General features: G+C 30.9%; 13 protein-coding genes, 1 other RNA gene and 1 riboswitch. Of the genes, 13 read left to right on the top strand and 1 reads right to left on the bottom strand.

The annotated features are described in order from the left end of the window. Positions 1–30: 30 nt before the first annotated feature. From ACWW38_RS05520 to ACWW38_RS05470, 11 genes are all read left to right on the top strand, one after another. Positions 31–1,422: a hypothetical protein gene (locus ACWW38_RS05520; RefSeq protein WP_456259807.1), complete on the top strand. Its 1,392-nt coding sequence runs from the start codon at positions 31–33 to the stop codon at positions 1,420–1,422. Between the two features lie 416 nt (positions 1,423–1,838). Continuing rightward, positions 1,839–2,171: a transfer-messenger RNA gene (ssrA, locus tag ACWW38_RS05515) on the top strand. A 583-nt stretch (positions 2,172–2,754) separates the two neighbouring features. After that, positions 2,755–2,955, top strand: coding sequence for a hypothetical protein (locus tag ACWW38_RS05510; protein WP_456259806.1), 201 nt, complete (start codon positions 2,755–2,757; stop codon positions 2,953–2,955). Between the two features lie 39 nt (positions 2,956–2,994). Continuing rightward, positions 2,995–4,101, top strand: a complete 1,107-nt coding sequence (locus tag ACWW38_RS05505; protein WP_456260420.1) for a recombinase family protein — start codon at positions 2,995–2,997, stop codon at positions 4,099–4,101. A 189-nt stretch (positions 4,102–4,290) separates the two neighbouring features. Then, positions 4,291–4,626 (top strand): hypothetical protein, encoded by a 336-nt coding sequence (locus ACWW38_RS05500; protein WP_456259805.1) that lies wholly within the window; start codon positions 4,291–4,293, stop codon positions 4,624–4,626. Positions 4,627–4,727: 101 nt separating this feature from the next. Further along, entirely contained in the window at positions 4,728–4,928 is a 201-nt protein-coding gene (locus tag ACWW38_RS05495) for a hypothetical protein (protein WP_456259804.1), read from the top strand. Positions 4,929–5,021: 93 nt separating this feature from the next. Beyond that, a complete protein-coding gene (locus ACWW38_RS05490) occupies positions 5,022–6,374 on the top strand; it encodes a hypothetical protein (RefSeq protein ID WP_456259803.1) in 1,353 nt (450 codons plus the stop codon). A 16-nt stretch (positions 6,375–6,390) separates the two neighbouring features. After that, positions 6,391–6,633 carry a hypothetical protein gene (locus ACWW38_RS05485; protein WP_456259802.1) on the top strand — a complete coding sequence of 81 codons (243 nt, stop codon included), beginning with the start codon at positions 6,391–6,393 and terminating at the stop codon, positions 6,631–6,633. 309 nt (positions 6,634–6,942) lie between these two features. Continuing rightward, positions 6,943–7,149 (top strand): hypothetical protein, encoded by a 207-nt coding sequence (locus tag ACWW38_RS05480; protein WP_456259801.1) that lies wholly within the window; start codon positions 6,943–6,945, stop codon positions 7,147–7,149. Positions 7,150–7,180: 31 nt separating this feature from the next. Continuing rightward, the gene (locus tag ACWW38_RS05475; RefSeq protein WP_456259800.1) at positions 7,181–8,329 is read left to right on the top strand and encodes a hypothetical protein; all 1,149 of its coding nucleotides are present in this window, start codon (positions 7,181–7,183) and stop codon (positions 8,327–8,329) included. Between the two features lie 15 nt (positions 8,330–8,344). Beyond that, complete coding sequence (locus ACWW38_RS05470; RefSeq protein WP_456259799.1) at positions 8,345–9,880, top strand: hypothetical protein; 1,536 nt, start codon at positions 8,345–8,347, stop codon at positions 9,878–9,880. Between the two features lie 193 nt (positions 9,881–10,073). Here the strand turns inward: ACWW38_RS05470 and ACWW38_RS05465 are convergent, their stop codons facing one another. Then, complete coding sequence (locus ACWW38_RS05465) at positions 10,074–10,484, bottom strand: LAGLIDADG family homing endonuclease (protein ID WP_456260419.1); 411 nt, start codon at positions 10,482–10,484, stop codon at positions 10,074–10,076. 529 nt (positions 10,485–11,013) lie between these two features. Then, positions 11,014–11,113: riboswitch (NiCo riboswitch) on the top strand. A gap of 107 nt (positions 11,114–11,220) precedes the next feature. On the opposite strand from ACWW38_RS05465, the gene ACWW38_RS05460 reads away from it, so the two are divergent. Both ACWW38_RS05460 and ACWW38_RS05455 read left to right on the top strand, forming a co-directional pair. After that, on the top strand, positions 11,221–11,970 hold the full coding sequence (locus tag ACWW38_RS05460) for an ABC transporter ATP-binding protein (RefSeq protein ID WP_456259798.1): 750 nt from the start codon (positions 11,221–11,223) through the stop codon (positions 11,968–11,970). An 8-nt stretch (positions 11,971–11,978) separates the two neighbouring features. Continuing rightward, positions 11,979–14,213 (top strand): ABC transporter permease, encoded by a 2,235-nt coding sequence (locus ACWW38_RS05455; RefSeq protein ID WP_456259797.1) that lies wholly within the window; start codon positions 11,979–11,981, stop codon positions 14,211–14,213. The last annotated feature ends 40 nt before the right edge of the window (positions 14,214–14,253 follow it).

Genomic DNA, 14,253 nt, shown 5'->3' with positions numbered 1-14,253 from the left:
TAATATACCAATTTTATGCGGAGGATTAGCATGACAATAACTTTAAATGCACTACACTATGTTTATTTAGTATTTATACTTGTGATTATTGTAGCTATGATAAAGAAAAGAGACATATCATTAATATGTATATTAGGAATACTTGTTCTGGGACTAATCGGGACAGGCTCCTTATATAAGTCTGTTATGGCAGTATTCAATAGCTTCATCTATGCAACAAAAGAATTAATGCCTACAATACTCATAATTTCTGTTATAACTGCTATGAGTAATGTACTAGTTACATCAGGTATAAATGAAGAGATGGTGCATCCATTTAAAAGGATAATAAAGTCTTATTGGGTGGCATATTGGATTATAGGATTAGTTATGATGGTACTTTCATGGTTTTTCTGGCCTTCACCAGCTGTTGCCCTTATAGGTGCACTTTTTTTACCTATAGCTAAAAAAGCAGGACTTCCAGCCATGGGAGCAGCTGTAGCAATGAACCTATTTGGACATGGTATAGCACTATCTAGTGACTATATAATTCAGGCAGCCCCTAAGCTTACAGCAGATGCTGCTGGAGTTGAAGTATCAAAGGTAATAAGAGCAAGTATTCCATTAACTATTACAATGGGACTTGTAACTACAATAGCTGCATTTTATATGATAAGAAGGGATATTAAATCTGGAGAATTATCAATTCAAGATGAAGCTGAAGAAGTAGTGAGAGATAATCCAGAGCATTTAATTAGATCAGAGATTACTAGAAAAATTTTAGCTCTAATTATATTTGTTTTGTTTGCCTTAGATATACTTGTAATGTATAAAGCAGAGCTACAGGGGGGAGATGCTACTGCTATAATAGGAGGAACGGCAGTTTTTATACTAAGCTTAATCTCTATAATAACTTATAAGAAGGATTCACTAGAAGAAATCACAAGTAATTTAATTAAGGGATTGCAGTTTGGATTTAAAATATTTGGTGTAGTTATACCAGTAGCTGCTTTTTTCTACTTAGGTGACTCTGCATTTAACGATATATTTGGTAAAATACTACCTGGAAATTCTAGTGGTATAGTAAATGATTTAGGAGCTGCCTTAGCAAGTAAAGTTCCGTTAAATTCTATAGTTGCGTCTATTACTTCAACTACAGTAGGAGCTATAACTGGATTAGATGGTTCGGGATTTTCAGGAATTTCATTAGTAGGCTCTATAGCTAGATTATTTTCAACAGCAATAAATGGCGGAGTAGAGACCTTGACTGCACTTGGACAAATAGCAGGCATATGGGTTGGTGGAGGTACTGTAGTGCCATGGGCTCTAATACCTGTAGCGGCAATATGCGGTGTGGATGTATTTGAATTAGCTAAAAGAAATTTAAAACCAGTAGCCATAGGCTTAACAGTTACTACTATAGTAGCTATGTTCTTAATTTAGGCATGAATTTTTAAGTTGATAGTGTTAGTGGATAAAAGGTAATAACTAATTTCAAATTGCTGATTATTATTTTGATAACTAGCAATCAGCAATCCTAATTAAAAATCGGAAAAGTAAAAAAATCTAATGGACAATGTACATTAAATTTGCATTGTCCATTAATAATTATATTTTTTGAACATGATAGTAAGATTTACTGTAGTGGAAACTTATATACAGGCTATAAAAAACTAACTCATGTAACTCAAAAATCCTATTGATATCTCTCTACTCATGATGTATTATACTAAATGTGAGCTGATTGAAGCTTGTTGACAAGAGAATAAAATGATGTTAGAATGTTATATTACAAGAACGATTTTGAAAACTAAATATATACTGCTTTATAACAAAGCAATATATCACATGGGGGCGTACATGGCTTTCGACGGGGGTATGTTGTGCTGCAGAAGCGAGTCGATGGTTTCCTGGACCAGCGTTAAAAAACTGGGAATTAAAGATAAACGCAGAAGACAATTTTGCATTAGCAGCCTAGTTGGCTGTTCGTCCTCCCTTTGAGTCCCACGACTTAGGATAGGGCGTCAATTAGTGGGGAACCGAGCCTAGGAAAGCTTTGACCTAGGAACGGAATTTATGAAGCTACTGAAATCTCAACCCTGTCAGTAGGGGTGAGATAGAGGGAATGTCAAAATACTGACTGCACTCGGAGATGCTGCGGTGTTGCTGCTTTCGGACAGGGGTTCGATTCATAATAGAGTCGCCTTATGAAGTAATTCATAAGTGAAAACTTGGCTTTATCGGTGAAGCCGTAACATACATGAAGATGACGGTAATACCGAGGGGTATGTGAAGAAATTCAACAGCCCTGTATCGACTCATAGGCTTCTAAGTTCTCTGTAGAGAATAGGAAGTACTAGGATAGAAGTTTTTAACCATAATATAACTTCTATAATACGCCAAGTGGCTTAAAATATTAAGTCAAAGATATAGTCAGTGCCATTAGAAATAATGGAATAGCATGTCCCCTCGCCTCCACCATACATAAACTATAATTTTAATACAATGGAAAACCCTTGAATTCAGGGGTTTTCGTTGTTTTTTGGATGAAATTGAGTGGAAAGTTTAGTGCTATTTAGCTTAGATTTATAGCTTTTTATGTTGGACATGCACACCCCTAGAGATTTTGATTGAAGGGGTGTGCACTATTTAGCGGATAAGATATAATTAATCATTAATTGTATAAGAAGCATTGCTAGAATATCTTTAAAAAGTATATAATATTTTGTAAAGAATGGTAAAATACAAAGATTTTGTATGAAGGAGCTTAAGATTATGTCCGAATCAAAAACAACAGCAAAAGGTTATATTAACAGGAATAAACAGAAAAACTTAGGATGCACACATGAGAAAGGTTCTGATCATGGACAATATTTTTATATATTAGAATGTCAACATTGTGGGAAACAATATAAAAGTAATGGCTCTGATATCTTTCAAAGAAAATGTCCAGAATGTCAAGGTGGTAATCCTTAAGATATGTTTCCGTAGACTTGGCAAGAAGAATCAAGATCCATTAGTGAAAATGTAACATGGGGGCAGAGAAAGCGATTTGTAGATGGTAAAGTAAGCTTACCATATAAAAGATTTCTTGGATATGAAAAGGGAGAAAATGGCTTACCTAAGATAGTAGAAAAAGAAGCTGTAGTTGTAAGACAGATTTATAAACTTTTCCTTGAAGGAAAAACTCCATCAGGAATCGCAAAACATTTAACTGCAAGTAAAATACCAACACCATCAGGTAAAGAAGTATGGCAGCAAAGTACAGTACTAAGCATCCTTCAAAATGAAAAGTATAAAGGCGATGCGATTTTACAGAAGAGCTTTACGGTGGATTTTCTTACTAAGAAAAAGAAAGTTAATGAAGGAGAGATACCACAGTATTATGTTGAAAATAGCCATCCTGCTATAACTTCTCCTGAAGTATATGATATAGTCCAGCATGAACTAAATAAGAGCAGAGAGGTAAAAGGTTATAAAACAGGAGGAAGCTGCTTTTCGGGAAAGATAGTCTGCAGTGAATGTGGAAGCTTTTACGGAAGTAAGGTCTGGCACTCCACAAGTAAATACCGAAGAGTTATTTTGCAATGCAACGCTAAATTTAAAAATGATAAAAAGTGTAGTACACCGCACCTCTATGAGGATAGAATAAAGCAGGCTTTTGTTGAAGCATTTAATAGCCTAATTGAAAATAAGGAAGAAATCCTAGAAGGATATGAAGGGATAATACAAGCCTTAACAGATACTTCAAAGTTAGATAAAGAAAGATTGGAACTTCAAAATGAGATTGATGTTGTTACAGAAATGCTTAAAAAATGTGTAGAAGAGAATGCTCAAACAGCTCTAAATCAAGAAGAGTATGAAGAAAGGTACAGGGCTTTAGCTGCAAGGTATGAAAATATTAAGAAGGAAATTGAAGGGATAAATGAAAAAAGACTAGAGCGAAGTGCTAAGAAGGAGAAAATTTTAGAGTTTATTAAGGAGCTTGAAGCTAAAGAAAGCTTGATTACTGAGTTTGATGAAGAGGTATGGAAAGGGACTGTTGAGAAGATAGTTGTAAATTCTGATGAGAAAATAACCTTTGTATTTAAAGATGGCAGGGAATTAGAATGGAATATATAAGGTTTATAAGACACCCGCAAGGATGGCAGAAATGCTGTCTTTGCGGGTGTTTTTGTTTATTTCATCAATCCCAATATTTTAAATAGTATTTTATTATATGTTTAATTTAAAATGAATTAATTGTATAATTTTGGTAAGTGCAAAAATTATATGCTCATAATAAAAAAAGTAAAAATAGAGGTGAAGAATATGCCAAAGTACTCAGATGAGGAAATAAGGAAATTTCCTAAAATTACCTGTAAGATAGCAGCAGACTATCTTGGAATATCACCAATGGCAGTAAGTATTGGAATGAGAAATGATCTCCTTCCGATTGGATTTGCAATACATAATGAGGAAGGATATTTAGACAGTTGGAGTTACCAGATTATTGCCGAACGATTAATTGCATACAAGTATGGGAGAATATCAGAGGTTCAGGTTCAAAATATCGAAAAGAGCCTTAATACAATTATTTCAGAATTTGAAGAAATGAAAAGAGACCTACTTTTTATATTAAGCGAAAACGTGGAACAAGAGACTTAAAGTTATTTGAGTACGCGTTTTCGCTTGATTCTAAAGAGGAAGATATTTAATTGAAAATACTATATTTTGTTACTAGAAAAATTATATGAGGAGGAATTTTTATGGCTGAGGAGCAGTTTCTCAAAATAAAGAGAGAACTTCTGTATAATGAAATATGGGAGATTTCAGCATCTGGTGTTGCTAAAAAATATAACGTCTCATATGCTGACTTGCTTAGGGTTTGTAAAAAAATTGATATTCCAATACCACCTTCAGGATACTGGGTTAAATTAAGTTTTGGAAAGCCAGTTGAAAAAATTTAATTAACCGAATCCCAACAAAGTGAAGTAATACTTCCTATTAATGTTGTACCAAAACGATATAAACGTTCTTCTGCCTCTCAAGATACACGCGATTTGAGAGAAGGGAAAAAACAATCAGAACTAAAAAGTGATAAAATAGAAGCTATAGCACAGAATGAAGACAAAAAAGAGATGTTTGTGAATGAAGTTTCAGATGAAAAGGATAATGGCCAGCTTACTTATAGAACAGTTTCTGGAGAACGAAATGTCTATAATCGTGAGAAATTATATGAAGAAGTATGGTCAAATCCTGTCGCTCATGTGGCACTTCAATATGGTGTATCAGATGTTGCAATACATAAAGTATGTAAATCATTAAATATTCCTGTTCCACCTAGGGGCTATTGGGCAAGGATTAGATCAGGGGAAAAAATAGAAAAGCCTTCTCTTCCTGCTACAAAAGGGATTATTGAAAAAACAGGAGCTAAATCTTTTGTAGGTATTAAAGAATCAGGGGACCAACATCAAACACTTGCTTTTTTAGATGAAAATGAACGGCAAAAGATACTACTTGCAGCGGAACAAATTCAGATTTCGGATGAAGGTGCAAGGCTGCATAAAAAAATAACAGCTAATCGTTCAAAGGTAAAAGAGTGGAACAAAAATGACACGAAACCTGAGGGTACGCAAAGAGGTTTCAAAAATTATTCTAATCGTCCTCCTTTTCTTGCGGGTGCTATTTCAAATGAAACACTTCCACGTGTTTATCATATTCTTGACACTCTTTATCGTCAAGTTGAAATTTTGGGCGGTACTGTTAATGATGATCTTTCACTTACAATTAAAAATGAACGTGTAAATTTAGAAATATGTGAGGCTCAGGATGAAATCAAGCATGAAATCACTAGACAGGAAGCACAAGAATTAATTATCTATGAAGATGAAAAGCGCCATAATAGGTGGGCAAGTCAACCCAACATTCGAAAATATGATTATGTTTTCAATGGTAAACTAAGAATTTGTATTCGTAAAAGTAGGTATTTTAGAGATTCAGAAAAGGAAAAAGTAGAATCAAGGCTCGGTGATATGCTTATAGAACTTTATGAAGAATCTGAAGTCGTTCGTAAAAACCGGAAAGCTTACGAAGAGGAAAAGCGAAGGGAAGAGGAACAAAAAAGATTACGTGAGGAACGCAGAATTAGATATAATGAAGAAGTTGATAAAACTATAGCATTAGCAAACATGGCCAAGGATTATGATGTAGCTTGTAAAATAAGGGCATACATTAATGATTTGGAATCAAAAGCAGAGATGGGCAATGAAAAAACTGCTGAATGGATTGACTGGGCAAAGAAAAAGGCCGACTGGTTTGATCCAACTATAGCAAGGAAAGATGAGCTATTTGGAGAAAGAGAACATGAGGAAAGCGAGGAGCGAAAGGCTCTGAAAAAATCATATTATTGGTAATAATTGAATATGTAAAATGAGAAGTTTTATCTGGCTTTATACTGCAGCTATTCTAGCCGAAGTTATAAATGAAAGAAGATTAGAGCGGAGTGTAAAGAAGGAAAATATTGCAGAGTTTTTTAAGGTGATTGAGACTGAAGAATGCTTAAATACTGAGGTTGATGAGAAACTTTGGAAAGGAACTATTGAGAAGGTAATTGTAAATGCGGAGGATAAAATAATATTTGTATTTAAAGATAGTATGGAACATTTAGAATAAACAAAATCTGCTGGATAAGCAACTTATTGTGCAATTCTAGCGGGTTTTGTTTTATTTAATAGATAATATGCATTTTTGGAGGCGTGTATATAATTTTGAAATATTCTTATAATTACTATTTTTAAATTCATCGTAAAATGTGGTAAAATAATGTATTTTTATGTATAATTTAATTATATTACTTCATTAAAAGAAAGATTAGAGTAGTTTAATGGATATTTGTTGTAGAAAATAAATATGGTATAAGTAAGAAAAGTGTTAATATGGGGTTTGGATTTAAGCATAAAAACAAGTGGAGGATTATAAGAGATGGAGAAAATATATATTTATAATAAAGAAGAAATAAAAGTTAGATTAATGGTGGGACGCAATTACAATATAATTTATAGAAAAGATGGAATACAATATGAAGCATCTGGTGTAATTATTGCTATAACTGATGATGTTATTGTTCTAGAATATACTACTATAGAAATATCTAAAATAGAAGATATAACTGATATTACTATAGAATAGAATTAAAAATATTCAGAAGGAAATATTTGATATGATAAATTATGATGCTTTAAGAAAACAAAAAAATCAGGCATTCGCAAACGCAAATAAAAGTATTGAACATTTAAGTGATATTGCAAAAGAATCAGGAAGAGTAGCTGATATAGCTAAAAATGCTAATAGTATTATTCAAAATTTAGATGTTAAATTTAAGCAAGCTACAAAATTAAGTAACACGGATATTTCTTTTCTATTTTTTGCAACATCATTACAATGTATAAGACAATATATGATTACATCATTTAATGAACGAACTGGTCATTATGAAAGTGCAAAAGAGTCATATGAGAAAGAAGATCAGATTTTTAATAAATTATTTAACAATCATAATAAGGACAAGTATAAGAGATATTATGCCACAATGGATGAAATTATTTATAACGGAGTACCATATGATGCTTTATTTGGGAGTAATGACTTTGAGTTAGGGTTAAGCGGAAACTCTCATCGTTTTAGAACTTTAGGACATGATCCAATATTAGGATGGATTTTTGGTACATCTAATATTATGACAAGTACTTTAACCGATTGGAAATTTTCTACTTATCATGTTAAAGAAATGCCTAAATTAAATGGTGTATTAATGCCTAAGATAATTGAAAAAGCGAATACAAATTTAATGTTTGATAAAGTAATAGAACGTATTCAAAGTGATCCAAGAGCACTTGCTGCTTCAGTAATTAAACAGGGATTTCATTATAAATCTGATGAGTTGTCAAAAGCCGGGTTGCCAATTCCAATATTATCTACTATTTCACCGGATATGACGCAAAAACTTGCAGAACATGGTATAGATGCAGTTAATTGTATCAATGTTGGAAAACAAGGAGCATTTTCAAGTTTAATTAATACACTCATTGCAACAATACATGGATTGTTTTTTGATAAATCACAGCATGGTTCGTGGGAACTATACTCATTAAAAACAAAAAAAATTCTTAGCTACTCCAATATTATTGCATCATCAAGTAATTTAGCATATGTTGCTTTGACTCATGATTTGTTAAAACTTGATATTGGAGGTTTGAGCATAACATTATATCGAATAATTAATGATAAAAAATTTATAGAGTCTGTAAAAGAGGAATTTCTTGAAAAGGAGTTTTACAATATAGTAGTTGGGAATGAGTATGATTTTTAATAGGGGGAAAATAATATGTTGTTTGAAAAATTTTTTGGCAAGAATGATAAATTTAAAGAAGGTATGATAGCTGGAGCAAAACCATTTGAAGAAAAATTTCGTAAGCAAGAAGAAGCAATTGAACGTGTAGGAAAGGATTTAAGTAATAAGCTTGATGAAATTAATACAGTTACAGACGTAATTATAGATGAATTATCTGCTAAACAAAAAAAGGAACTTTATGATCTTAATACTAAGTTTGATATTTCAACTTTGCTAAGCATTGATGAAAAAGACTTTTTGGCTTCTGTGCTTGTAACTGTTGCTAATGAACAAGATGAAACTAATGAATATCAAAGGGCATTTGTTCGATCAGTACTAAGATATATTAATGTAAAGAATCCACAGCCATCTGTTACGCTTAGCTCGATTGAAAATATTGAAAGTATAAGTGCACAAAAGGCAATAATGCAAGTAATAATGGAATTTTTCTTTTTAGGGACAAAAAATCATAGATACATTGAAACTTATAATAGCCTGTTTTCATATTTTTCAGTTAATCAAACTAGCATTGTTCAAATGCAGCAGAGTATCAATAATATTTATAAAGCGACTGGTTGTGAAGGAATAGCTGAAAAATATGGTTATATACCAAATGAAACAGATGATGAATTAATTAATACTAGTGATATAGCATCATCATTTGATGTGAGAGGTTGGGAGCAATATCTGAAAAGCATTGAACCTTATACTTCTTTTATAAAGTCTAACAATAGTGAAGAAGGATATATAAATAATGCATATATTTTATCACATAATAAGGTTTTTTATTTAGAAAGATTAAAAACAAAGTATGATGAAATCTTGCAAATTAAAGCAAAAAGTTTTAATGAAGATAGTGAAACTATTATTATAGATGATATAGGTGAAACGGTATATTCTCTTAAGAACTTTCATATGTTTGCAAACAAAAATTATATAGTTGTTATGCCAGATTCGCAGTATGCAGATTTTGCTATTTTGATTAATACTATTACTAATGAAACCTCAAAAATAGATTCGCTAAAATGTTTAATATTTTTAAGTGATAAATATATGATATACACAGATACAAGGAAGGACTACCCAGCGAGAAGTAATTCAGGAGGTATTTGGGGGCATGCATCTAGGGTTGTTGTTACTATATTTAAATATGAATTTGAAAAGAAACAAACTATTGTGTTGGAGAAGTATGCATATGTTGGAGGAAACTACGTGGAAGGAACTGTTTGGGATAATCTAATAGAGAAATGTCTTTATGTGACTGATGATAATGAAAGATTGTACTATTTAACAACACAAATTGATGGTCCATCTGGAAAACAAACATTTCAAGTGAGAGTTTTAGATTTTATTAATTGTGTAGACTCTAAACAGATTTGTTCAATTACAGAAGAGAAAGCAAGACCGGAAAGATGTCCTTCATTGGCGCTAACTCCTCGTTTTGAAAAGGACAATGGATATTTATATTTAAAAATGATAGGGCATGCAAGTGAAAATTTATTTAAAGCGTTTCGAATTGATAAGGCTTGAATAAGATCTAATAAGTGATATAGAGTTTTAGATGATTGAAATAGTTTAAATGGGTGTGCACATATTAGCAGAAATACATACAATTTAGCAATATTAAAATCTCTACCTTCAACGGAAAATCCGCTAGATTGTATCAAAATTATAGTCATTAGACATACATAGTAAAAAACACTAACAATAAAGTTAGTGTTTTTTACTTTATACTCATGAAATTTTCATAAAAATTTTCTTTTGCCTTAAGTTGGGCGTCGGAATATCTTCCGTTTCTAGTTGTTACATTTTTATAGTTATTAATAATTAATTTTGCTCTTTCCTTTTTAGAATTAAGTATTAAGTATGGCTCTATTTCTTTAAGTAATTTTATAGCATGGTCATATTTAACAGTGTATATAAACGAATTTTTATGTTTTAAGGTATTATAATTTTTTTTATTTTTTATAGTTCCTACAAGAGTTTTGGATTTTATCCATTCCAGCAGTTCTGGTGTTGTGGAGCTAATGCTTATACAAGGAGCAGGAAATTGATTTGAGTGAAATTTTAATAACATTATACTTCCTTCCCCATCTATAATACCTGCAATATATGCTCTTTCTTCAGGAGTTATACTAATCACCACCTTGAATATAGATTATTATATATACTTATTATTTACTTATACTTATTAGTCTATGTTAAATAGAATATAATTAATGCAGTTTATCAAAAAACATTTATATATTAAAAACATGATAAAACATGTAAAACATCATGTTTATACTATAATAGTGTGTTTTTGCTTAAATAATTTTACAGGTGGATAGCCAAACAGATTCCCAAGATATTATTTTTAAATACTCTAAGAATTTTTCGCTGATCCATCGCTTGTAGTAGCAGTTGTAAATCCAAATTACTTTAGCTTTTTTAAAGTGATTTTTAGCTAATTTAAATCTAGTATTCAAGTAGTATGAATCATTAGAATACAATCCATAGGAAACTATTTACAATCAATACAATATAATATATAATAACTTTAAACTCTTTGCACTGCAAAAAGGTAATTTATTTGTTGAAATGAAATTCAAGGAACAAGTCCTTGAGTAAGTTCAATTGTCCAAATGTAAAATTTGGAGTTTCACTTAAATTACGTAATATCTACAGTACAAACTGAGCAGACTATGAAATTGTAAAAAGTTTCTGAGGTCGGGCCCTTCTGCATAGGGCAACAGGTATGAAATTTAGACCTGTGGGACAGTAGCATATGTTCCACAGGTATTTTTTATGCCCAAAATGGAATATATGCCATTAGATTTTTGCATTGCCATAGAGCTATCTTAATTATAAATAATTGGAGGTAACTTACTATGACAAATCAAAAAAATATTAATGGAAACGGAAGTTTAAACAACTCAAAAAGCTTTATTGAAATTAAAAGCTTGTCTAAAATCTACCAATCTGGGGACGAGTGCATAAAAGCAGTTGACGACGTAGATCTTAAAATATCTAAAGGAGAAATAGTTACTATACTGGGACCATCAGGTTCTGGAAAATCTACTCTGGTAAATATAATCGGTGGAATTGATAGTAGTGATGAAGGCAAAGTATATGTTGATGGTGAAGAAATTACTTCTTTAAAATCTAAGGATTTAACAAATTACAGGCGTAATAGCATTGGCTTTGTATTTCAGTTCTATAACCTAATTTCTAATTTAACTGTTTATGAAAATGTAGAGGTAGTAGCTGATATATGTAAAAATCCTTTATGTATCGATGAAATTCTTGAAAATTTAGGTATAGCAGATTTAGCTAAAAGGTATCCTGTTGAATTATCAGGAGGACAACAACAACGTGTTGCTATAGCTAGAGCCTTTGTAAAAAATCCTAAGTTAATGTTATGTGATGAACCCACTGGAGCATTAGATTACAAATCTTCCCTTGATATTCTAAAACTTATAAAAGAAATAAATGAAAAGTATAATACAACTATTTTAATAATAACTCATAATAGCTCCATTGCTGAAATGAGCCATAGAGTGGTAAAAATAAGTGGTGGAAAAGTTACTCATAATGATGTTAATAGCCAGCCAATTCCAGTAGAAAGGATTGTGTGGTAGCTATGAAAATGAGTATAAATAAAAGAATAAAAAGAATTTTCCTTCAGCATAAAGCTACTTATATAGGCATGCTTATATTAATTATATTATCCACATCAACTTTTTTAGGATTAAAGACAGCCAGCACAAGTATTAAGAAAAATGTTCAAGATAATAGAATAGATCAGTCTTTAGAGGATGCTAACTTTTTCTATTCTAAAAAATTATCACAGAAAGAAATAAAGGATTATGAAAAAAATTATAATTTAATATTGGAAGAAAATATCTATATGGAAACTGAATATAATAAAGCTACATTACGTATAAGACAAAAATCTGAGACAATAAATAAACCAGTTTTATATGAGGGAGAAGAACTTAAAAATCCTAATGATATAATGGTGGATAGATATTTTTTTGAAGCCCAAAATTTAAGTTTTGGAGATAAGTTAATTATAGATAGAACTGAATATACTGTCTGTGGAATATTTGTTACACCAGATTATCTTACTGTTAAGAAAAATGATGCTGATTTTATGTGTGATGGAACAAAGTTCGGATTGTGTATGATAGACAAAACTACCTTTAATAATATAGATAAGAAAAATATAAAGACATACTATAGTGTTATTTTTAAGGAAAATAATGAAGAGAAATTTAGAAAAGAACTTGGCAAAAATGGAATTGTGTTAGAGTGGACAGATAAAGATACAAATTCTAGAATATCTACTTTTGATGGAGAGATTGAATCTCTTATTATGGTAAGTAAAGTAGTGCCTTTGTTTATTTTGGTTTTATCTAGTATCATTATGGCGGTAGTTAATGGTCGTATGCTTAAGAAGGAATATGTTTATATAGGAACACTTATGTCCATGGGATATACCAAGTGGGAAGTTGTTAAGCATTATATGAGATTACCTTTATATTTATCAATAACAGGAACAGTCATTGGAGGAATAACAGGAATTGCAACTACTAGATTATTTTCAGTAATTTCATCAGTAGAATATAATATACCAAAACCTGTTTATCATTTTAATATTATGGACGTTGTATTTTTAATTACTGTCCCAACGTTGTTAAATTATTTTGCTACACTTATTTCTTTAAGGGAGGGAATGAACCTAAATATAGTTTCCCTTTTAAAAGCTAACGTAGGTAAAATGAAAAAAGGAAGATTGACTAAATTAATTCCTCATAAAAAGGGATCCTTTAAGTTAAGATTTAAGTTGAAAGAAATCACATCAAATTTATCTAGAAGCTTTTTAATGTTTGTTGGAATAGTAGCAGCATCAATATTTATGCTTACAGGATTCTCATTTGATAGTTCTTTACAATTTTTATTTAATAGTAACTTTCATGAACTATTTGGATATGAATATCAATATGTGCTAAAGGAACCCTTATATGAAAATAATACTGGTGGAGAGCCATATATGATATCAAGTTTTCAATATAGGAAAAATGGAGAAATATTTAGCCTAAGTTTAAATGGGGTTACTAGAAACAGTAAGTATATTAAGCTTTATGATAAAGATGAGAATGCTATAGGTGAAGACAAAGTAGTTATAACAAGTGCTGTAGCTAAAAGATTAAACCTTAAAAAGGGAGATACTATTAAAATAAAAAACAATTCAAATCTTAAAGATTATGATATTACTATTGATGATGTATGTAATATACAATATAGTGATAACATATATTTGCCAATGGATAAACTAAATGAAATGCTAGATATTCCTAAAAACACTTATATTGGTTTATATAGCGATGAAGAGTTAAATATTGATTGTAATAAGGTGATGAATGTTTTAACTGCTAAGGATAGTAAGGCTGGGTTAGAAACTTCTATAGCAGCTTTTAAAGTTTTTCTTTATATAATGGCAGTAGTATCTGCTATTATAGGAGTAATTGTAGTGTATATAGTCACATCTATGTTGGTGGAGGAAAATAGAAAGAATATTTCAATGCTAAAAGTAGTGGGGTATCATAACAAAGAAATATCAAAGTTAATTTTGAATTCCACATCAGTATTAGTATGGCTTGGATTTTTAGTTGCAATACCATTAACAAATAGTATAATACAGCAATTTTTTGACAGCTTAACTTCCAATATGTATTTTGACTTTATAGCAAAGTTAGAAACTTCACAAATAATAATAGCTTTAGCGATTATTTTGCTAGTATACTATGTAACATTGGGAATATGTAAAAAGAAGGTTTTAAAGGTTAATATGGCAGAAAGCCTAAAAGCTAGAGACTAGTTATATAACATTAGTGAAATTATTTAATAACTAGGTATAA

It is taken from the genome of Clostridium sp. JNZ J1-5 (genome assembly GCF_053901425.1).
The sequence above is the reverse complement of the archived record's forward strand: the minus strand, read 5'-3'. Positions and strand labels throughout refer to the sequence as shown.